This window comes from Nostoc sp. (assembly GCF_036919595.1).
Lineage (GTDB): Bacteria > Cyanobacteriota > Cyanobacteriia > Cyanobacteriales > Nostocaceae > Nostoc.
Genome location: NZ_JBALCO010000092.1, coordinates 74327 through 96189, shown reverse-complemented (window position 1 = coordinate 96189; position 21863 = coordinate 74327). Strand labels below are relative to the sequence as shown.

The window sequence follows — 21863 nt, the reverse complement described above, 5'->3', positions numbered from 1 at the left end:
CGGATAAGGCTAATGCCCAATGCCCAATACTTCGACTCCTTTCGACTTCGCTCAAGGCAAGTCGCTCAGTACAAGTGCCCAATGCTCAATGCCTGATCCATTTACCTTGTAGGTTGTATTGTGGTTAGTCTGACTCTGTTAGAACCGCAACAGAAAATGCCCCTCCAGCAGTGGAGCTTTGAGAACTCCTCCATAATTCGGATTGGTCGAGCGGCAGATAATCACGTTGTTTTAACTGATAGTTTAGTTTCCCGGCATCATCTAGAACTCAGACAAGTCGATTCTGCCGACAATGGCGGTGGTTGGCGGCTGGTTAGTCAGGGTACAAATGGGACTTTCCTCAACGGTGTTCTTGTAATTCAGAGTTCCTTACCAGATAATTCCCTTTTGCAACTGGCACAGGGAGGCCCAATACTGCAATTCCAAATTCAGGAGGTAACAGTACTGGAAACTGGTGTGCGATCGCAACAAATGCAAGCGACAGAAGAAAACGCCGTTGCAACAGTCTATTCAGCCCAAGCTAGAGCAAATTCATCCTCTACTTGCACGCACGAAGGCAATTCTCCGAACAATTTGTTTTGTATCCACTGCGGTCAACCTCTCTCAGTGCAACAGAAAATTCGCCATTATCAGGTGTTGCAAACTCTCGGACAAGGAGGTATGGGTACTACTTATCTCGCTTGGGATGCGGCTGGTCTTGCGGGTATCCCCCAACTGCTGGTGTTGAAGCAAATGAATGCTGATATGGTGAAAATTGCCAAAGCTCAAGAATTATTTGAGCGGGAGGCGTACACTCTCAAATCCCTTAACCATCCTGGAATTCCCAAGTATTATGACTTCTTTGTAGAAAACGGAAAAAAATACTTGGCAATGGAACTAATCCACGGACAAGATTTAGAGAAACGTATTTTTACCACTGGGCCAGTGACGCCAAGCCAAGCGATCGCTTGGATGATCCAAACCTGCGATATCTTAAACTATCTTCATAGTCAAGATCCTCCACTGATTCACCGCGATATTAAACCTGCCAATCTGATGGTGCGAAGTTCTTTAAATCGCATAGTATTGCTGGATTTTGGCGCAGTTAAAGAAATTGGCACAGCGCCCGGTACTCGGATTGGTGCAGAAGGTTACTGCGCTCCTGAACAAGAACGAGGACAACCTTTGACTCAATCTGATTTATATGCAATTGGATCAACGCTGATTTTTCTGCTCACAAGCGAAAACCCGTTCAAGTACTACCGCCAAAAGGGGCGAAACTTCAGGTTTGATGTAGCAAAGGTTCCCACTATTAGTTCCCAATTAAGAAATGTGATTGATCACGTTACAGAACCATTGCCACGCGATCGCTACCAAACTGCAAAGGAGTTAGCTGCGGCGTTAGCTGCTTGCCAATAAAGGAACTGGGGACTATAAACTGAACAATGGAATTGGGTACAGGTTACAGGGTACAAATTATTCCCTATCACCTGTCACCTCTTCGCTAATAAAGCAGGCGCGTAAATCCACCTACCATCTCAATTAACAAGACTTGGAACTTAATAAGGGGATTTTGCCTCAAGTCTTGTAGACATTTCGCTACAGTGTGCTAGTCCCCAATCCCTAATGCCCAATAACCTATTCTTCATCCCAAGTTTCTACAGCTAGCAATTCACTAACTGGGTCTTGCATACTAAAGCCAAAGTCAAGCAGTTCCTGTTTCCAGTGCTGCCATTCATTGCCGTAGAGTAAAGCGATTTTCCAGATGCTATCGCTTGGCTTGATAATGTTCGATTCTATGAGTGATTGCACGTTGCGCTGCAATTTCACCATTGGGTGAATCACTTGCTGAGTCATAACCTCGATTGAATTCTGATATTTGTTGGTAAATGCTTAATCAAAACTGCTTCCCATTCTGCAATTGTTGCTGGGCCGTAGAGTGGTGTAATTTGGTAAAGCTAGTCTTAACTTTCTAACTATACCATAACAAACTCTACTAAGTTACTGGTAAATTCGGTTTTGTACGGTAATTACCACCACAAAACTCCAATTCCACCAAGCAGTCCTTAAACTTTTTGCAGAAGCCAAGCAAAATTTAAGGACTAAAAGGGTAAGGGATGTTTCTGTTTCCCCTTTTCCCCTTTTCTTTTTCCTCTTAACCTTTACCGTTTCTCTACTAGAGTGCAACAGTACCTTTTGTAAGAGATATATTGTGGACGCCGAGCAAAATAATTAGTCCTTTAGAAAGTTGCACTAAGTAGTGTGACTGAGGACGAGTGGGAAAAATCTATTTGTTTGAATCACGAAAAATATGTTTGCTTGGTGAATAACCCATAGGAAACGGGCTAGTTTGAAAGTTTTTGACTGAAAGGGAAATTTGCAATTGAGTAGAAATGTCTACTGTTTTTATCTATTTAGACGTTACTTAGAATATAGCAAACATCTTGCATTAGGCAGAATCATCGCAAATCTTTATATAATTGTAATGTTTTGCCTAGTGAATTAAGACCTGGAGCGTTGGCTCTGTCTAGGCGCAGGAGAGGGTTTTGCTTTGAAGCATACGGGCGATCGCATGGCAAAATTGTCGCTACAGCATAGGCTTACCATAAAGTTGCCTCGTCTTTAGAGTCAGAATTTTAATTTTGTGTAAAAAATTTCTAGCCAAGATGTTAGTTTCTATTGGGCACATGGGTAACCTGATAACGGGAGGGTTGCTGACACCTAACTATTTACCGCAGCAATAATTAATACATGCCTGGTTCCTGGGAACAATACCTAATCACCCGCAAAAAGCAGATTGAGCGGCGACAAAAGATTGTAACGATAGTGTCGATGTTCTCGTTTTTTGGTTCTACGGTATTTGCAGTCATTCCAGCAATCCAACAGGCTAGCCAACCTAAGCCAGCAATTGCGTCTCCTTCTGCTGAGTCAGTATTACAGCAACAGGCGCGGGGCTACGAACTGGTTTTACAACGGGAACCAGAAAACCAACTTGCTTTAGAGAAACTGTCTTTGGTGCGGTTGCAATTGAAGGATGCTAAAGGTGCGATGGAACTATTGGAGGAGCTGGTGAAGTTGCACCCTGAACGGCAAGATTACAAAGTTGTATTAGAGCAGATTAAAAAACAAGAGCGTAATGGCGATTAATCATAAACTGTTGTCGTGAAATAATATTCAGCATATTTGTAATAAATATTACATAAATAAATTTACAAAATATTGTTACAAAGGAGAAGATTATCATATGCCGCACCAATGTTGTAAAGTGTGTAAATCGGATTCGCACCTCTTTGCCCAAAGTATTTTATTAGGTAAGCATAAAGTTGATTATTTTCAATGCTCTAATTGTGAATTTGTACAGACAGAAGAACCTTACTGGTTAGAAGAAGCTTATTCTGAAGCTATAGCTAAAACCGATGTTGGTTTGGTGTTCCGCAATAACAGTTTATCACTTCAAGCTGCTAATATTATATTCCGTGTTTTTAACCATGAAGCTAAGTTTTTAGACTATGGCGGTGGCTATGGAATGTTTGTCAGAATGATGAGGGATTTAGGATTTGATTTTTACTGGATAGATAAATTCTGCACTAACCTTTTTGCTAAAGGCTTTGAAGCAAATAAATATACTAGCAATTCATATGAATTAGTTACTGCATTCGAGGTATTTGAGCATTTTATAAATCCAATTGAGGAAATTGAAAATATATTAAAATTTTCCAGAAATATTCTATTTAGCACAGAACTGTTACCACCAAATAATCCAAAGCCAAATGAGTGGTGGTATTATACCCTTCACGAGGGTCAGCATATTTCTATATACACCCTTAATACCCTATCAATAATTGCAAAAAAATATAATTTAAATTTATATTCTAATGGTTTCTCGTTGCACTTACTAACAGAACAAAAACTTTATCCAGAAGTATTTAATGATTTTCAGATAAATCATACAGAAGCATTTAATAAACAGTCACTCCTTCAGAGTGATTACTCAAAAGCCGTCATCTCCCTCATAAATATTAATAATGCTAGTTTTGTTAATTTTAATAAACAAGTCAGTGACTCTAATACAAAAAAACCTACAGTATTAGTAGATGGTGTGTTTTTCCAACTCTATCAAACAGGAATTGCTAGAGTTTGGCGAAGTCTGCTAGAACAATGGTCAAATAGTTATTTTGCTAATCATATCTTAGTTTTAGATAGAGCTAATACTGCACCCAAAATTAATGGTATTCGTTATCGCACAATTGCCGCTTACGACTATAACAATACCGAAGCTGATAAACAGATGCTTCAACAAATCTGTGATGAAGAGGAAGCAGAATTATTTATATCTTCCTACTACACCACCCCCATTGAAACCGCTTCCGTTTTTATGGCTTATGACATGATTCCTGAAGTATTACGAGGAAATTTAAATGAACCTATGTGGCGTGAAAAATACAATGGTATCAAACACGCCTCCGCTTTTATTGCCATTTCTGAAAATACAGCTAAAGACTTAAGTATATGTTTCACTGAGATACCTTTAGAATCAATTACGGTGGCTCATTGTGGAGTAGATTCTCTGTTCTCTCCAGCTTCTGTAGATGACATTAAAGGTTTTAAATATAAATATGGCATTGATAAACCGTACTTCCTGTTGGTTGGTGCGGGATCTGGTTACAAGAATAGTATTTTATTCTTCCAAGCTTTTTATCAACTTGTCATTGGCTATGGATTTGATATTATTTGTACAGGAAGCGGTGGAGTGTTAGCGCCAGAGTTAAGAACATATACATTAGGTAGTACTATACATCTTCTCAAACTTAGTGATGAAGAATTAGCCTTAGCTTATTCGGGTGCTGTGGCGTTAGTTTATCCTTCTAAATATGAAGGTTTTGGAATGCCTGTATTAGAAGCGATGGCTTGTGGCTGTCCTGTTATTACCTGTGCTAATTCTTCAATTCCAGAAGTAGCAGGAGATGCAGCTATTTATGTTCAAGATGATGATGTAAATGCGCTGGTAAATGCGCTCTGTGAGGTACAAAAGCCTAGTATTCGTTACTCTTTAATTACTGCGGGTTTGGCACAGGCGAAAAAGTTTTCATGGACAAAAATGGCGCAAACCATAAGTTCTGCCTTGATTAATACTACTCTCCTCTCTTTAAACCTCAATGAGATTAATTTAATTATTTTCCCAGACTGGTTACAGCCAGAAGAGTTAATCGGTTTAGAATTGCAACGATTGATGAAGGCGATCGCCACTCATCCTAACAGTGAAAAAACTACCCTACTTATTGATACTGGTAACATTACTAGTGAGGATGCTGAACTGTTTTTATCTAGTGTGGTCATGAATCTTTTGGTACAGGAAGATTTAGATGTTACCGAAAGATTAGAAATTTCTCTAGTGCAAAACTTGGCTGATATTCAGTGGTCAGCTTTACTACCTCGCATACATGCAAGAATTCTTTTGGAATACGAAGATAAAAACGCGCTGATTGAAGCCAAAGCAGAAACTCTAACATCTTACGAAATAGAAGTTTTTAGCGAAGCACAAGCTGAACAGTTTTTTTTTGCTTGAGCAATAAATTATTTTCTGAGGAAAGATGGAAAGAAGCGATCGCGCAATATCAAAAACTCCTAGAAATCCAATCGGGTGATGCAGATATTTATTGGAACTTAAGCCATTGCTATAGACAGTTAAACCTGCTAGATGAATATTTTAATACTCTCCAGCAAGGAATTAAGCTTTACCCTACACATGAAAGATTGCATTTTTCATTAATTATCGATTTCCGACAGAATGGACGTATTCAAGAAGCAATTTTAAGTGCCGATCATGCTGCCAAATGTTTTCCTGATGATTATACTTTTCAACTCCTCAAATATTTGACAGTTCCATCAATATATGATAGTCAGGCGGAAATTAACTTTTCTCGCCAGCGCTACACTCAAGGGCTGCAAAATTTAATTCAGTATACATCTCTTAAAACTACAGAAGAACAAAATAGTGCTTTAGCCGGTATAGGTCGCCTCACAAACTTTTTTTTATCATATCAAGCACAAAATGATAAAGATTTGCAACGCCAATATGGAAACTTAGTGCATGAAATTATGGCTGTTAACTATCCACAATGGTGTGTACCTCTATCAATGCCTAAACTTCAGCCTAAGAACAAAATTCGTATTGGTTACGTTTCCCATTACCTGCATTCTTATAGTGGAACACTTTGGTTAACAGGTTGGTTGCGTCATAGCAATCATGAAAGCTTTGAAATCTATTGTTACTACATAGGAAATGAGCCAGATCCAATTACCCAACAGTTTCAACAGTACAGTGATATTTTCCACCATATTCCTGATAATTTCTCAGCAGCCTGTGAACAGATAATTGCTGATAAGCTGCACATTTTAGTTTTTCCTGAAATTGGGATGAATCCGCAAACTATGCAAATGGCAGGTCTGCGGCTTGCGCCTGTGCAATGTGTCGCTTGGGGACATCCGGTAACAACTGGCTTACCCACAATTGATTACTTTTTATCTAGCGAGTTAATGGAACCTGAAAATGCCCAAGAACATTATTCAGAAAAATTAATTCGCTTACCAAATATTGGCGTTTCTTACCCTAAACCATATATTCCGCCAGTCATCAAAACCCGCTCAGATTTTCAGCTATCAGATGATGCAGTCATCTACTTATGCTGTCAAGCTCCTTTCAAGTATTTACCGCAATATGATTTTATTTTTGCAGAAATTGCTCTCCGCCTTCCGCAAGCTAAATTTGTGTTTCTGCGTGGTGGTTTACTTCAACCGCGTCTCAAACGTGCTTTTGCTGCTATCCGTTTGAACAGCGAGGATTACTGTGTATTTCTCAGTATTCCAGAGCGACTGGACTATCTAATGATTAACTTACTTTCAGATGTTTATTTAGATACATTCACCTGGTCTGGTGGTAATACTACCTTAGAAGCGATCGCTTGTAATCTCCCCATTGTTACATGTCCCGGAGAATTTATGCGGGGTCGCCACTCTGACAGCTTTCTGAAAATGCTAGGAGTGACAGATACCATAGCTAAAAACGAAGCAGAATATATCGAAATTGCTGTCAAATTAGGACTAGACCCAGCTTGGCGAGGCAATATTGCCGAAAGAATGAGCCAAAATCATGATCGTCTTTTTGATGATAAAGCCTGTGTTGTAGGTTTAGAAGCCTTTTATAAACAAGTTTGTAGTAAGCACTTTAGTAGTTATTAATATCTAATTTGAGGACTAAAGTCCTTACTACGAGCTTATTTTTTTTCAATATAGTTTTGCCACATCTGTTGGTAAGCCTTCTCCATTTCACGGGTAAACTGCTTGCCATTCCACAGGGGTGCTGTTTGTCGAGATATTTTCAATTTCAAAGCCACCTGCTGGCGTAAAGTCTCATCTTTCCCCAAGCGGACACCCCACTCAATATATTCTTCATCAGTCCAGGCGATGCCTTGTGTAATTCCTGCATTCATCATCATCGTGTAGCTGTTACGTGCTGCGAACTGTTCGCCGACTCGCGTCACCAAAGGGATACCCATCCATAATGTTTCTAAGGTTGTTGTCGCTCCGTTGTAGGGAAATGTATCTAATACAATATCAGCAATGCCTAAATTAGCACGATGAACCGACTCTAAATGAACTTGTGGTAAAAATCGTAACCGACAACAATCTACACCTTCTTCTTCGGCAATTTGATAAAAGAAGCGTTTAATTGTTTCCTCCTCAGCAAGTCCTTTAATCAAAAAGTAGCTGTTAGGTACTTGTTTTATAATTTGCATTTGCCACTTTGTCGTTTCTGGATGGCGTTTATATCCTCTTTGGGCGCTGAGATATACAACGGCATCCATAGGAATATTCAAGTCATCGCGGCGGAGAGTTGGTACACCAACTTCAAAACCATCTACTGCTATGTAAGTTTGAGGTAATCGCCAGATTTTCTCTGTATAGTAATTTTGTGCATTATCTGGCAGTACATAAGGGTCTGCAATAAAGTAATCAATTGCAGGTATGCCTGATGCATCCCACCCCAGCCAAGTAACTTGAATTGGGGCTGGCTTGAGTGCCATCACTTCACAAGTAATATCTAGAGTGATGCTATCAAGGTCAACTAAAATATCAATTTCGTCTTGATATATATGGTCAGCATTTTCTAGACCATTTATACCTAATTTACGAGCTTTTGCTGGCTGACTTAGATACCACTCCTGGAGATAATTGTTTACTAATTTGTAATTAATAAAATAAGTATAAATATCAAATTTATCTCGATCATGATGCTGAAATAACCAGCGAGATAGCCAACCCACAGAATGATTCCTTAAAGCGTAAGATATATAACCAATTTTTAATTTTTTCAGATGGTGTGTTAAAGATTGATGATGAATGATTTGAGGAACATAGTTTTTTCCTTGTGATTGACCAAGAGCTTGAATATAATTATTAAAAATCTCAGCTACCTTATTATGAATAGCTCGAAATTCAGCTGGAGCATCTTTAATGTGAGGTATCGCAAAAGATGGCACAAGTAACCGTAATATTTTTCCTTCTTCTATAGGAATTCGTTCAGCTTTAATAAACTGTTGAAACATAGTTTCTAATTCTTGACAAGTTGTACATATCTCTTGCCAATATCCCCCTGCTGACATTAGACCCCTTAACAGCAAATGGAGGGCAAAAATTTTATCAGCCAAGCCTTCTGATAACGAATAACACAACCTAGCTGTCTCTATGCCCTGAGAATAATTACGAGCATCTTGATAAAAAGTCGCTAAGTGTCGCAAAATTTCTAGATTATCTGGCTCCAATCGTAAATGCAATTCCAGCAGAGATGATGCTAGTAGAGGGTTTAGTAAAGTATGACCAATTTCCATAGCAGCAGGAAGCAGTATAGAGAAGCATTGATGAGGATCAGAGAAATAAGGCAGACTAGCTCCTAGTAAATTTAGATTAATTGGATGTAAGGGAACAGTATTTAAAAATTCTTTTAAAACTTGGATCAATAATTCGGTATTAATTTCTATATTTTTTTTTGCGTTTAAGCTTTCAATTAATCCCCACTCATTCAAATCATCAAGTTCTTCAAATTTTTGCAATTTCATAGAAAGTAGAAGTATCTGAAGCAAATTATTTATATAACTAGGATTAATTTCCCGCATGTGCTGGCGAATTAACCAAGCTAGAGAATATTCTGCAAGTGTTTCACGTCTTTCTGCTTCTATTTGCAAAACTTGAAATAGTTCATTGGCCCAAATTTGTAACTGTTCTTCATCTGCCTCTGTCATTGGCAGTATCCAAGTCATTTGAGCTTCTGCTTCTTGGCCTTGTAATAGCAATAGTAGTCCTAAATGCCAATAATAATAAATAGTATTTGGTTCTATTGCTATTGCTTGTTCATATAACTCTGCTGCTTGCGAATATTTTTCTTGAATCAAGAATTGTTCAGCTTGATTTTGCCAATTATATATATCAGTAATCATTGTAATTCTGTGAGAAAATTTTATGAGGAATATAATTCTGAACGACCCACATAATGGAAATAAAGTGGATAGAAGCATCTACCCACTTTGGAAAATATCTGGTTTAGAGACAATTTATATGCTGTTTGTCCTTAGTTGGTTACTTAGCCAAAGAGACGAAGCTGGTGGGACAACTAAGTGATCCAGCGTTGTAGGTAAATGTAGTGGAACCTGCATTTACACCAGCGTTAGACATGGGGTTTGTAGATTCACACAAAACAGCTATGGTAGTAGCTTCACTGCTAGCACCTAAGTTTGTCACCTCTAGACCACCAACATAGCTTTTGAGAGGCGCAGTGCTTACATTTACTGATGCTCGGTTGGTTGCTACACTCTCGCCCGCAGTATAGGCAACGGTGTATTGGTAATTTACGGTTTGTGTTTGAATACCAAGACCTAAACTACCAATTGCAGTTGTAAATGCACTATTTTCTAAGTAATAAGCTTGCTGTGCGCGGTTCATTGAACCTACATAAGTTTTTGCTTCTGACTGCTTGGCTTTGTTAGCTTGGTTCAAGAAAGAGGGCAGAGCGATCGCAGATAAAATACCGATGATAATAATTACTACTAGTAATTCAATGAGTGTAAAACCCTCATCTCCCTTCTTTTTGGCGAGGATGTGTTGGATAAATTTGGCTTTTAATTCGGTTTTCATAAGTGTTTTCCAGGGGGTAGGGAGTGGTTGGGTGTTCTAGATGTAACTTACCCAGTAGCGATCGCTTTCCTATCACCTTGAGAAAAAAAGTTTGGCGAGATGCAGCTACACAATCCTTACATCCCAAATGGCACAAACATTAATAAGCCCTGGTATTGACCAAGGGCTAGATTATCGATTTCATTTGTAAGAGTGCTTTATTCAGGTCAGCGCGAACAAAAGACACATCAGGCGATCGCAGGTTTCTTTTTTCCGAGTCGTCCTTTTCTATACTCGGCAGGATAAAGTCGGCGCTAGAACCAGTTATATGTCCTAGCTTGCCCGACATTACCCAGTTATTCAAGAAGGTAATTAGACGAACGCCAATTTCCTCTGACCGCATAGCACCGTAGGCATTTTTCGTAGGCGTAGCCCGTCGCAGACATCGCTTACCATCTGGCGTAGCCAATTACAGTTTGTTATGCTATATTAGACGTAGTCGTTATGAGTTTATGTATTGTCATGACTAACCACACAGTAGAAAATTTAGTAATTATCGGTTCTGGCCCAGCAGGGTACACAGCCGCCATCTATGCTGGACGCGCCAACCTGAAACCTGTTGTATTTGAAGGTTTCCAAGCCGGGGGTTTGCCTGGTGGACAACTAATGACAACGACGGAAGTTGAGAACTTTCCGGGATTTCCTAAAGGAATTACCGGGCCGGAACTGATGGATCAGATGAAGGCGCAGGCGGAGCGCTGGGGGGCTGAACTATATACTGAAGATGTTATATCAGTTGACTTGAGTCAGCGTCCTTTTACAGTGCGATCGCAAGAAAGGGAAATAAAAACTAATAGCATCGTCATTGCTACTGGCGCAACAGCAAAGCGTTTGGGTTTACCCAACGAACATGAATTTTGGAGTCGGGGTATCTCCGCTTGTGCAATTTGCGATGGTGCAACACCAATTTTTCACGGCGCAGAATTGGCTGTAATTGGTGCTGGCGACTCAGCGGCGGAAGAGTCAATTTACCTTACCAAATACGGCTCTAAGGTAAATATGTTGGTACGCACCGATAAAATGCGGGCTTCTAAAGCCATGCAAGACAGAGTTTTGAGCAACCCAAAAATCCAGGTGCATTGGAACACAGAAGCCGTGGATATCTTCGGTAACGGTCGCATGGATGGGGTGAAAATCCGCAATACCAAAACTGGTGAAGAGAGCAAACTGCATGCTAAGGGTTTATTCTACGCTGTTGGTCACAGTCCCAATACCTCTCTATTTAAAGGTCAGTTAGAACTGGATGAAATCGGTTACGTTGTCACTAAGCACGGTACAGTGGAAACCAGTGTAGAGGGCGTTTTTGCCGCTGGCGACGTGCAAGATCATGAGTTTCGGCAAGCAATTACGGCTGCGGGTACTGGCTGTATGGCGGCGATGTTGGCAGAACGTTGGTTGTCATCCACTGGCTTGATTCAAGAATTCCATCAACAGGCAGAAACAGCAGATAATGAATTAGAACATCAGCCAGCCAAAAAGACTGAAGCCGAGGAAGAAGCTGGATTTAATTTGAATGGGACGCGCCACGAAGGAGGTTATGCCTTACGGAAATTGTTCCATGAAAGCGATCGCTTAATTCTTGTTAAATACGTCTCTCCTGGTTGCGGCCCTTGTCATACCCTAAAGCCAATTTTAAATAAAGTGGTGGATGAATTTGACAGCAAAATTCACTTTGTGGAAATTGACATCGACAAAGACCGAGATATTGCTGAAAATGCTGGTGTGACAGGAACGCCAACTGTTCAATTGTTCAAAAATAAAGAACTGGTCAAGGAAGTCAAAGGTGTCAAGCAAAAGAGCGAATACCGCCAGTTGATTGAGAGCAATCTGTAAGAGAATGGGGAGTGGGGAATGGGGGACAGTTACTAATGTCAAATACTCACCCCCCTGCATCGCAAACTAACCTGTTAAATAAAGAGACAGAAATAATCGTTGTATTTACCAAGGTTTGCGCCTGATTAAAATCAGAATCACCCATAATCAAAAAATCTGCTTCTGCTGCCATAGCACAAGCTAGAAACTTTTCATCTTTTCTATCTGTGGGAAAATCAACTTCCAAATTTACATCAATTAGTATTATAAATGTATCGATAATTTCAACCCATTCTATATTACTTCGTCCGTCAACTTAAACTTTCTGCGACTTAATACCTCCTTAGATTCCACAACAATTTCTTCAGAAGCTATCCATTGCCAATCATGATTATCAAAAATAAACTGAAGAACATCCCTTGGTACTCTACCCTTAAGGACAGCAGAAACTAAAATATTAGTATCAATAACAACTTTCATTCTCCGCGTTTGGAAGCTTCAATTTCTGCTTCTGTAATATCTTGCACTCCTGGTAAAGACTGTGTTTTGTCAAATAAATTCTTCAGCTTTTTACTGATTTCTGCTCTTGGGTTATCCTCAGCTAATATAATTATTTCTACTCTCTGTCCGACCGGAAAAGGTAAATCAGATAATATTAATTGACTTGGATCTGTAATGGTGATGTATTTTTTATAAGCGTTCATAATTCCTCCATTAACTTGGTCTTTCTCTACTGGAAATGATTAACCTTTGCGGTAACACTGGCTGGTAATTTATCTATAGAAAAAATAAGGTATAATCTCACCTATTACTCAGTCTAGCTCTGTAACCACCACTCAGTAAATTGGACTTTTATCCAGGATGTTTACGCAATCCCCTATCTAATATGTAAAATGGTCAGCGTATCTTGCTTGATCCAGGCGATCGCTTTATGGCCATTACAAAACGGCGGCTACCGACATTTTTACAGTTTGCCAAAAGTCCTAATCTTTCTCAGAAACTCATGCTCATCGGGTTAGCCATTACCCTATTTTTCATTTTCCTGGCATTCTTCGCCCCCGTATTCCAGGCTTGGGGATGGCTGCAAAACCCCAAAGATTTTCTCTCTAATCCAATTCACGAGCCACCCTCAGCTAAACATTGGTTTGGTACCAGTCGCCTGGGCTATGATGTGTTCTCCCGGACATTGTTCGGCGCTCAAGCTGCTTTGCAGGTCGTGATTTTGGCAACAGCGCTGAGTATGATTATCGGTGTACCTTTGGGGATGCTGAGTGGTTATCTCGGCGGTAAATTGGATAAAATGTTGCTGTTCATTATGGATAGCATCTACACCCTACCAGGACTACTGCTGTCTGTGACACTGGCGTTTGTGGTGGGGCGGGGGATATTAAATGCAGCGATCGCTATTAGCATTGCCTACATCCCCCAATATTACCGCGTTGTTCGCAACCACACCGTGAGCGTGAAAACTGAAGTCTTCATCGAAGCTGCTCAAGCAATGGGCGCTTCCACTTGGGTTGTGCTTTCCCGTTATCTGTTTTTCAACGTCATTCAAAGCGTACCCGTCCTATTCACACTCAACGCCGCTGATGCGATTTTGGTGTTGGGCGGTTTGGGTTTTTTGGGGCTAGGACTTCCCGAAGAAGTGGCAGAATGGGGACATGATTTAAAACAGGCTCTAGAAGCTCTACCTACTGGCATTTGGTGGACTACGCTTTTCCCCGGTTTAACGATGACATGCATGGTGGTAGGGTTATCACTACTTGGTGAAGGGTTAAACGAATTTGTCAATCCTCGTTTACGGAGAGAAAATAGAATCCGAAACTAATCACTAGTCAATGGTCAGTGGTTAATAGCAAAAAACCATTGACAAATTACAAATAACAATAGAGAGATTTGTATGAAAGATAATCTAACATTAATTGCTGCCGCTACTGGCGGGTTTATCCTTTCCGTTGCCCTTGCTGGTATTTTACGAGGTGCGCCAATTACAGCTTGGCAGGAGCAATCGAGTTTTCGGACCACGACTGTTGCTAATTTACAGTTATTAGAGCAGAAAGCCCACTCCTTCTAGATGTGGGGATGCCAGTCACAGAGATCGGAGTTGAAAGCCCGGTGTCTTCTTCCTATGGCGCTAGCCTCTCCCTTTGGGAAAAGGGGAGAGGCTGCGCGAACAGATCGGCGATGAAAATGACTCGCACTCAATTGGACGGAAAATCTAGAATTTTTTCGCCCTAAGCACGCTAAGTACAGATTTGCAGAAAATAGTGGCGAATTGAGGGTTGAAATTTAAACGCAGAGGTAAGCGCAGAGGGTACGCGAAGGTTTGCTAGGTGGCTATTTTATTTGCTACGAACTTGTGCAAAGCTGTACTACGATGCTTGTTAAAGTCGAAAATTTGCGGCTTGGTGTGAGGATTTTAAAGTGGTGAGTTCTCAAGTAATTGGTATTGATGTGGGGGGAACAGCAATTAAGCTGGGGCGTTTTGCAGCTGATGGTACTTGTCTGCAATCTTTGACTGTGACAGATCCCCAACCAACAACACCAGAGGCTGTGCTGGCGGTGATCGTAGATGCGATCGCCCAAATTGATCCAGATAATCAAACTGTTGCTATTGGTGTTGGGACTCCTGGCCCATCTGATGCAACCGGACGCATTGCCAAAATCGCGATTAACTTGCCTGGATGGCGCGATGTGCCTTTAGCAGACTGGTTAGAAGCTAAAACTGGCAAACCTACTGCGATCGCTAACGATGCTAATTGCGCTCTTTTGGGAGAAGCTTGGCTGGGAGCCGGTCGCCACTTTCAAAATCTGATTCTGCTCACTTTAGGAACTGGGGTTGGTGGCGCAATTATCCTAGATGGCAAACTATTTGTTGGACATCAAGGAGCCGCCGGAGAATTGGGTTTAATTTCATTCAACCCAGATGGGCCAATTTGTAATAGTGGCAATCAAGGCTCTTTGGAACAATATGCCTGTGTGAGTGCAATTCGCCGCCGCACTCTCAAGGAACCCATCGAATTGGGTGTTCTTGCCCAACAAGGAGATCCCACAGCATTGACTTTTTGGGAAGAATATGGTAGAAATTTGGGAATTGGTTTGACAAGTTTGATTTATGTCCTCACACCGCAGGCGATCGTGATTGGTGGTGGGATCAGTGGCAGCTTTGAGTTTTTCTTCCCAGCAGTGAAGGCAGAAATTGAGAAGCGAGTGCAGCCTTTATCACGAGCGGGTTTACAAATATTGCCAGCGGAGTTAGGCAATTTTGCAGGGATAGTAGGTGCAGCAAAGTTGGCATTGCAAAACTATTCAGGGTTTTAGATTATGGTTCAAACAATCCCAGTTAGAGACATCAGTCTTTAGGAATTAGTAAAAAAATTTGGTTTGCAACTTGCCACAGATACCAACTTCTTTGTGGATAGAGAATTTAGCAATTCTGACTGATGATCAAAAGCTACCGGAGGTCGGTATTTACCAGTAATGAAGCCTGTTTGGAAAGACCTCTTTTGGACAAATCCAGCAGATCCGCATCTTTCCACTGCAACTCAAACACTGACTAAAGGTCTAACTCGCCCATTTTGTATTGTCCAAAACCCTGCTTACAGCCTAGTTTTAGAAGAGAATGTTTGGAGCAAGGCTCTCAATCGAATAGTTGTCAATAGCATATCTCCAGAGCAAGCAGCAGATACGGCAATTGAGCGGATAAAACAAATTTTTGACGAATGGCAGTGAGCTATATGCTATTTTTGAATCAATGCCTTACCGCTAAAGTTACAATTTTCTTCTTAAATAACTATACAAAAAAGATGATTCAATGGCTAGGCTAATTGAGCAAAAATCTCGATAAACTCTTTTTTTTAATTGGGAAGACAGTAAATCTATTTTAAACTTTATTGTTACCTTATTTTGCTACACAGGAATTTCAAGACAAAGAATATCCTGTTGCTTTCTTAACGTATTTCACGACTTTTTCATAAGATTCCGGATTACTCACAGGGTTGATGATGATAGGGATAGTGCCATCTGGCAACCAAAAAGTTATCCTGCCGTTTGGTTCATGACAAAAGGAACTGATGCAGTTGAGATTAATTACATATTCGTTTTTTTCGTAAAGAATTTTCACCCAGTGGGCATGATCTAATTCCGACGCCGTCACACATTGTAAATAATCAAGAATCTTTTGATAATCTTCCAAGTTACTTTGCGGGTTAATTACTACTGGAATTGCACTATCAGGTAACCAAAAAGTAACCCTGCCATTCAGTTCATAACAAAAAGCATGGACACGCTCAAAATTCACTACATATTCTTTCCTCTCGTAAAGGATTCTCATCCAGTACGCCACAACATCTCCTCAAGTCCGAAATTTACGAATAATGCACCCTGTTTGTCCAAATCTACTGAAGCCTTAAGTTAATCTTGCTATGCACGAATTCAAAATTAAAAAAAATAATTATGAATTATGAATTTTTATGACACCTCTAATGGTGTTTGTTTACCAGATGTCGAGAGAGAAAGAGCGATCGCTGCTTGAATAAACCCTTTAAACAAGGGATGAGGGGTACTGGGACGCGATTGAAATTCTGGATGAAATTGGCAAGCAAGAAAGAATGGGTGCTTGGGTAATTCTATAATTTCAACTAAGCGTCCATCGGGAGAAGTACCACTGATCACATAGCCAGACTTTAATAACAGATCGCGGTAAGCATTGTTGAACTCATATCGATGTCGATGTCGTTCATAAATTACATCTTCTTGATAAAGCTTAAAAGCCAGAGTATCAGGAAGAACACGACAAGGATATAGTCCTAAACGCATTGTACCCCCTAAATCCACTACTTCGTGCTGTTCTGGTAATAAATTAATTACTGGATCAATTGTATAGGCGTCAAATTCGGCACTGTTGGCATCTGTTAATCCCCCTACGTGCCTAGCCCATTCAATTACAGAACATTGCATTCCCAGGCATAAACCCAAAAAGGGAATTTGGCGATCGCGGGCATATTTAATGGCGGCAATTTTGCCATCTACTCCCCGAACACCGAAACCTCCTGGCACAACTATGCCATCGACACCCGCAAGATAATTTTCGGCTGGTTCAGTTTCCAAATCTTCTGAGTTCACCCAACGTAGGCGCAGTTCACCATAGGTGGAAATTGCAGCATGGTTCAGTGCTTCCACTACAGATAGGTAGGCATCACTTAACTGCACATATTTACCAACGATGGCAATTTCTACCTCGTGCTTGGGACTATGTAACCGTTTTACCAGGGTTTGCCACTGCGTCAAATCTGGTTTACGTTGTTCCATTTGCAGCAACTTCAGCACTTGTTCTGCCATTCCTTCCCGTTCCAGATTCAGCGGTACTTCATAGATACTTTTAGCATCTTGGGAAGTGATGACGCATTCTTCGGGCACATCGCAAGATCCAGACAATTTCTGCTTTAATCCCTTGGGTAAGGGGCGATCGCTTCGACAAACTAAAATATCTGGTTGAATGCCAATGGATCTCAGTTCTTTAACTGAATGCTGTGTTGGCTTAGTTTTCATCTCACCCGCAGAGGCAATCCACGGCACCAGCGTTACGTGCATATACAGTACATTCTGCCGTCCCACCTCTTTGCGGAACTGGCGAATTGCTTCCAAAAACGGCAGTGATTCAATGTCTCCCACCGTACCGCCGATTTCTGTAATCACTACAGAGGGATTTGTACTTTTAGCAACTCGCAAAATCCGATCTTTTATTTCATTGGTAATATGGGGAATCACCTGTACAGTACCGCCATTGTAGTCCCCGCGCCGCTCTTTATTGATTACTGCCTGGTAAATCGAGCCAGTAGTAACACAATTCAATCGTGACATTGAGGTATCGGTGAAGCGTTCGTAATGCCCCAAGTCCAAATCTGTCTCCGCACCATCCTGGGTAACGAATACTTCCCCATGCTGAAAGGGACTCATCGTGCCAGGATCGATATTGATATAAGGGTCGAGTTTGAGAATCGACACCGAATATTCACGTGACTTGAGCAAACGCCCTAGACTTGCTGCTACAATGCCTTTACCGATACTGGAAACTACGCCTCCAGTTACAAAGATAAACTTAGTCATAGTAGTTTGAATTTCTAACAACTTCTAAAAATACATCCCGTCATTGTGCCACAGTTGTTGTGGTGTAATCTTCTGTGATTGAGCTTGTGAAAAACCTCTTAGGATTAGTAATATTAGGCTGTATTCTCACATCCTCCGTAGCGTTGGCCGAGTCATCTCTTATAGTCATTTTTCCCCAAACAAACTACCAGACAAGTGCCCAAAAAATCTTTTTTCTGGGCACTGCACCACCAGATGGTCAGGTTTTGATCAATAGTAAGCCAATTACCCGCAGCAAGGCTGGTCATTTTTCCCCTAGTTTCCCCTTGCAGTTGGGGGAGAATCTTTTTACTGTGCGTCACCACAATCAAGAACTCCAGATTAAGGTAACAAGGCTTACCGCTGGCCCTGAGTTACCACAGGGGTTAGGCTTTGCTAAAGATTCCCTGACTCCTGCATCTGACATTGCCAGATTACCAGGAGAACTAATTTGTTTTAGCGCGATCGCACCCCCCAATGCCAGTGTATCTGTCAACCTGGCTAATCAAACTATTGCCCTTTCACCCCAACCTCAAGAAGCACAACTACCAAGTAATTTGGCAGCTCTGACAGGGAAAAATCAGCCTCATGCCCAGTCTAGCGTAGGCAATTATAAAGGTTGCACCACAGTGGCAACAGCTGCCGATCTGGGACAACCTCAGTTTCAACTGACGCTCAATGGCAAGACGATAACTCAACCAGGATCTGGTAAAATTCAAATCTTCTCAAGAGCACAGTTGCCAGTTTCTGAGGTGATAGTAGATTCAGGCGTTGCTCGGACTGGCCCAAGTACCGATTATTCTCGACTCACACCACTGCCTAAAGGCACACGCGCAACAGTAACAGGTAGGGAAGGTGAATGGTTGCGCCTAGACTATGGCGCTTGGATTAATAGTCAGGAAACCCGCATTCTACCTGGTGCAATTCCGCCACAGACAATAATTCGCAGTGTCGGATACCGTCAACTCCCTGGTGCGACAGAGATAGTTTTCCCCTTGCAAGTCCCCGTACCTGTGAGCGTACAACAAAGTGAGCAAGCTCTCGCTCTCACTCTCTACAATACTACTGCCCAAACGGACATAATTCGCCTGGATGATGACCCCTTAATTTCTCGCCTAGACTGGCAACAGGTGGCTCCAGAACAAGTAAAATACACCTTTAACCTCAAAAAAGCTCAACAGTGGGGATATAAGCTAAGATACGACGGTACAACCCTGGTTTTGGCTTTGCGTCATCCGCCTAAAATTGGGAACACAAGACGAAAGCCTTTAGCTAATTTCAAGATTGTACTCGATCCAGGGCATGGCGGTAAAGAATCGGGTGCCAGTGGCCCAACTGGATATTTAGAAAAAGATGTCAATTTGGTGGTATCTAAGTTGCTGCGCGACGAGTTGGTGAAGGAAGGAGCAACGGTGGTAATGACGCGGGAGGATGATAAGGAGGTTTCCCTAGCAGAACGTCAGGCAATTATTAGTCAAGAAGAACCATGCATCGCTCTTTCCATACATCACAATTCCTTACCCGATGATGGCGATGCCGAAAAAACCAAGGGATTCGCCGCTTTTTGGTATCAACCCCAAGCCCACAACCTGGCAATATTTTTGCAGAACTATGTAGTCAAAAAACTCGGCAGACCTGACTATGGTGTGTTTTGGGATAACTTAGCGCTGACACGTCCAACGGCTGCGCCATCGGTGTTGCTGGAATTAGGTTTTATGAGCAATCCCGATGAATTTGAGCAGGTGGTGAACCCAGAGGAACAGAAAAAGATAGCTCAGGCGATCGCTCAAGGGATTACTGAGTGGTTTATAAGCGTGCGCTAAAACACTATCCTTTGAGGCGCTTTGAGAGGATAAAAGAAAAAATATCGGCTTAGAAATACGAAAACTATTAAGGGAACTAGCAGAGCAAGCTGGCGTTGCAGGGGAGGATGAGGGGGATGGAGAATAACCAATGCCCCTTCTTCACTCCCTACCAAATGTATAGGTAAAAAATACTAAGGACAAAACAACGTGTCACGCGTATCTCGTCCTGTAATGGGATTAGTTCCTTTGGCAAGTTTGCACAATTTTTTTTGCTCATCCGAACGCAGCAGCGTATCGGTAAAATCTGCACCGTCAATGATTGCACCATCAAATCTGGCGTTAGCAGCAAACGCACCCTCCAACAGTGCATTTGTCAAATTTGCTCTGACTAAACGAGTTGAGTCTAAAGTGGCATTTCTCAAATCAGATCCCTCCAAATTTGCAGACTCCAAATTTGCTGCGAAGAAACTGACACCGCGCAAATTAGCGTGGCTGAAGTTACTTTGGCGGAGATTAGCTTTGGTAAAGCTGGAGTCTGTTAAATCACGTCCTGAGAAATCAGCCTCGACCAAAATTTCTTTATTATATTCGAGTGCCAAAGCTGTTGGAGCAAAACCGACCGTTGCGGTGATGCCAACTATTCCCCACAGGAATAAGCTGAGTATGATTGCCCAAATGTGATAGTCTCTTTTACGCTTCAACCCCAGTTTTGTTCGGGATAAATCGAGTGTAGAACCCGCTGTGCGATCGCTTAAGCTAGAATTCACAGAATTCATGATATTTTTAGTCAATGGCTAACCTTCCTCCATCTCATTATCCAGATATTGGTCATTTAGGAGAAGACCTAGTAGCCCAATGGTTGCAATCTACAGGTTGGATAATTCTCCATCGCCGCTTTTCTAGCCGCTGGGGAGAAATCGATATTATTGCCCAACACGATGGAAGTGCAGGAGAAGCTGGCGTTGCAGGGGAGCAGGGGAGCAGAAAAGCATTAGGAGAACTCAGGACTCAGCACTCGATGCTGGCATTTGTTGAAGTAAAAACTCGCAGTTCAGGTAGTTGGGATGCAGGGGGAAGAAGCGCAATCACCCCACAAAAGCAAGCAAAAATCTGGCGGACAGCTGGAATATTCTTAGCCCAGTGCCCTGAAAAGGCAGATTATTCTTGCCGATTCGATGTTGCTATTGTTTACTGTCAAAGGATATCAAAAAATCTGACTGGGGTTACAGCAACTCAGGAAGCTCTAGCTACTTCATCAGCAGCCGGATATAAGTTTAAGCTGCAAGAATACATTCTGGCAGCTTTCGACTCTTCAATTGATAATGGTTAATTGGTAATGGATAAAATATCTTGATTACCAATAATTTTGTAGCGGCGTTACAACCAAGATCGGATCACGCCAAAGTTTCTGGACAATAGCCCAAGCCCCGGACAAACTGTTGCCGGAAAGCTTCGATTTCGTCTCTCTCTGGACTACCATGAGAAACGATCGCTACCTGATAGCGACGCATTACGTCCACAGGGCACTGTCCCGCTTCCAAACTCCAAAGTGCCATTTGTACCCTCATTGGCGGCTCGTAGCTAATTCCTAATTCATTTAGAAAAGCCCGAAAGTCACCATCTTCTTGAGGCGAAACTTGACCTTTGAATTTGATCCTAACCACCCAGCCATCAATTTGATGAATTACGGTGACGAAAGAAACTGGTGTCTGGGGTCTAGCGTGCAGGTGTTGAACGACCCTCAGGGTTAGACTGGCATTTGCCAGATAATACAAGTATTCCATGTTTGTTGGTGCTTGGGATCAAAGCCAATCCTACATATCTATCTTCGTCAATCAGTACCTGTTCCCGGTAGGGTAAAATCCCCCGTTTTTAGATGGGGAGGTTTACCCAATTTTTATGTTAAGTTTTCCG

The 21863-nt window shown here is 41.6% G+C and carries 22 protein-coding genes; 11 read left to right on the top strand and 11 right to left on the bottom strand.

The features are described from left to right. Positions 1-120: 120 nt before the first annotated feature. A complete protein-coding gene (locus V7K21_RS13715) occupies positions 121-1398 on the top strand; it encodes an FHA domain-containing serine/threonine-protein kinase (RefSeq protein ID WP_335175039.1) in 1278 nt (425 codons plus the stop codon). Between the two features lie 219 nt (positions 1399-1617). Here the strand turns inward: V7K21_RS13715 and V7K21_RS13710 are convergent, their stop codons facing one another. Then, complete coding sequence (locus V7K21_RS13710; protein WP_012407469.1) at positions 1618-1836, bottom strand: DUF4327 family protein; 219 nt, start codon at positions 1834-1836, stop codon at positions 1618-1620. Positions 1837-2730: 894 nt separating this feature from the next. Between V7K21_RS13710 and V7K21_RS13705 the strand changes: the two genes are divergently transcribed. From V7K21_RS13705 to V7K21_RS13695, 3 genes are all read left to right on the top strand, one after another. Further along, positions 2731-3126: a tetratricopeptide repeat protein gene (locus V7K21_RS13705; RefSeq protein ID WP_335175037.1), complete on the top strand. Its 396-nt coding sequence runs from the start codon at positions 2731-2733 to the stop codon at positions 3124-3126. Between the two features lie 97 nt (positions 3127-3223). Further along, positions 3224-5545, top strand: coding sequence for a methyltransferase domain-containing protein (locus tag V7K21_RS13700; RefSeq protein ID WP_335175035.1), 2322 nt, complete (start codon positions 3224-3226; stop codon positions 5543-5545). After that, the gene (locus V7K21_RS13695) at positions 5542-7218 is read left to right on the top strand and encodes an O-linked N-acetylglucosamine transferase, SPINDLY family protein (RefSeq protein ID WP_335175033.1); all 1677 of its coding nucleotides are present in this window, start codon (positions 5542-5544) and stop codon (positions 7216-7218) included. The genes V7K21_RS13700 and V7K21_RS13695 overlap by 4 nt, the downstream gene beginning before the upstream one ends. 35 nt (positions 7219-7253) lie before the next feature. On the opposite strand, the gene V7K21_RS13690 is transcribed toward V7K21_RS13695, so the two are convergent. The 3 genes from V7K21_RS13690 to V7K21_RS30710 form a co-directional block, all read right to left on the bottom strand. After that, positions 7254-9473 carry an O-linked N-acetylglucosamine transferase, SPINDLY family protein gene (locus V7K21_RS13690; protein WP_335175031.1) on the bottom strand — a complete coding sequence of 740 codons (2220 nt, stop codon included), beginning with the start codon at positions 9471-9473 and terminating at the stop codon, positions 7254-7256. Positions 9474-9612: 139 nt separating this feature from the next. After that, on the bottom strand, positions 9613-10167 hold the full coding sequence (locus tag V7K21_RS13685) for a type IV pilin-like G/H family protein (RefSeq protein ID WP_335175029.1): 555 nt from the start codon (positions 10165-10167) through the stop codon (positions 9613-9615). A gap of 166 nt (positions 10168-10333) precedes the next feature. Beyond that, the gene (locus V7K21_RS30710) at positions 10334-10615 is read right to left on the bottom strand and encodes a hypothetical protein (protein ID WP_442948881.1); all 282 of its coding nucleotides are present in this window, start codon (positions 10613-10615) and stop codon (positions 10334-10336) included. Between the two features lie 53 nt (positions 10616-10668). On the opposite strand from V7K21_RS30710, the gene trxB reads away from it, so the two are divergent. After that, the gene (gene trxB / locus V7K21_RS13675; protein ID WP_335175027.1) at positions 10669-12039 is read left to right on the top strand and encodes a thioredoxin-disulfide reductase; all 1371 of its coding nucleotides are present in this window, start codon (positions 10669-10671) and stop codon (positions 12037-12039) included. A 46-nt stretch (positions 12040-12085) separates the two neighbouring features. On the opposite strand, the gene V7K21_RS13670 is transcribed toward trxB, so the two are convergent. From V7K21_RS13670 to V7K21_RS13660, 3 genes are read right to left on the bottom strand one after another with little or no spacing between them, the layout of a single operon-like run. Beyond that, positions 12086-12265 (bottom strand): hypothetical protein, encoded by a 180-nt coding sequence (locus V7K21_RS13670; RefSeq protein WP_335175025.1) that lies wholly within the window; start codon positions 12263-12265, stop codon positions 12086-12088. Positions 12266-12312: 47 nt separating this feature from the next. After that, the gene (locus V7K21_RS13665; protein WP_335175024.1) at positions 12313-12498 is read right to left on the bottom strand and encodes a putative toxin-antitoxin system toxin component, PIN family; all 186 of its coding nucleotides are present in this window, start codon (positions 12496-12498) and stop codon (positions 12313-12315) included. Next, the gene (locus V7K21_RS13660; protein ID WP_335175022.1) at positions 12495-12722 is read right to left on the bottom strand and encodes a hypothetical protein; all 228 of its coding nucleotides are present in this window, start codon (positions 12720-12722) and stop codon (positions 12495-12497) included. The genes V7K21_RS13665 and V7K21_RS13660 overlap by 4 nt, the downstream gene beginning before the upstream one ends. A 227-nt stretch (positions 12723-12949) precedes the next feature. Here V7K21_RS13660 and V7K21_RS13655 point away from each other — a divergent pair, with 227 nt between their 5' ends. The 4 genes from V7K21_RS13655 to V7K21_RS13640 all read left to right on the top strand — a co-directional run bounded on the left by V7K21_RS13655 (position 12950) and on the right by V7K21_RS13640 (position 15750). After that, positions 12950-13846 carry an ABC transporter permease gene (locus tag V7K21_RS13655; protein WP_335175020.1) on the top strand — a complete coding sequence of 299 codons (897 nt, stop codon included), beginning with the start codon at positions 12950-12952 and terminating at the stop codon, positions 13844-13846. 72 nt (positions 13847-13918) lie between these two features. Then, positions 13919-14092, top strand: coding sequence for a hypothetical protein (locus V7K21_RS13650; RefSeq protein WP_273762828.1), 174 nt, complete (start codon positions 13919-13921; stop codon positions 14090-14092). A gap of 350 nt (positions 14093-14442) precedes the next feature. Continuing rightward, positions 14443-15339 carry an ROK family protein gene (locus V7K21_RS13645; protein ID WP_335175018.1) on the top strand — a complete coding sequence of 299 codons (897 nt, stop codon included), beginning with the start codon at positions 14443-14445 and terminating at the stop codon, positions 15337-15339. Between the two features lie 159 nt (positions 15340-15498). Then, positions 15499-15750 (top strand): hypothetical protein, encoded by a 252-nt coding sequence (locus tag V7K21_RS13640; protein ID WP_335175016.1) that lies wholly within the window; start codon positions 15499-15501, stop codon positions 15748-15750. A gap of 190 nt (positions 15751-15940) precedes the next feature. On the opposite strand, the gene V7K21_RS13635 is transcribed toward V7K21_RS13640, so the two are convergent. Next, complete coding sequence (locus V7K21_RS13635) at positions 15941-16363, bottom strand: hypothetical protein (protein ID WP_335175014.1); 423 nt, start codon at positions 16361-16363, stop codon at positions 15941-15943. Positions 16364-16488: 125 nt separating this feature from the next. Further along, positions 16489-18126: a CTP synthase gene (locus V7K21_RS13630; RefSeq protein ID WP_335175012.1), complete on the bottom strand. Its 1638-nt coding sequence runs from the start codon at positions 18124-18126 to the stop codon at positions 16489-16491. 86 nt (positions 18127-18212) lie between these two features. On the opposite strand from V7K21_RS13630, the gene V7K21_RS13625 reads away from it, so the two are divergent. Then, positions 18213-19967, top strand: a complete 1755-nt coding sequence (locus V7K21_RS13625; protein WP_335175010.1) for an N-acetylmuramoyl-L-alanine amidase — start codon at positions 18213-18215, stop codon at positions 19965-19967. 173 nt (positions 19968-20140) lie between these two features. Here the strand turns inward: V7K21_RS13625 and V7K21_RS13620 are convergent, their stop codons facing one another. Continuing rightward, positions 20141-20716 (bottom strand): pentapeptide repeat-containing protein, encoded by a 576-nt coding sequence (locus V7K21_RS13620; protein WP_335175117.1) that lies wholly within the window; start codon positions 20714-20716, stop codon positions 20141-20143. A gap of 23 nt (positions 20717-20739) precedes the next feature. On the opposite strand from V7K21_RS13620, the gene V7K21_RS13615 reads away from it, so the two are divergent. After that, entirely contained in the window at positions 20740-21279 is a 540-nt protein-coding gene (locus tag V7K21_RS13615) for a YraN family protein (protein ID WP_335175008.1), read from the top strand. Positions 21280-21343: 64 nt separating this feature from the next. Here the strand turns inward: V7K21_RS13615 and V7K21_RS13610 are convergent, their stop codons facing one another. Further along, positions 21344-21733, bottom strand: a complete 390-nt coding sequence (locus V7K21_RS13610) for a hypothetical protein (protein WP_334793326.1) — start codon at positions 21731-21733, stop codon at positions 21344-21346. Positions 21734-21863 lie beyond the last annotated feature (130 nt).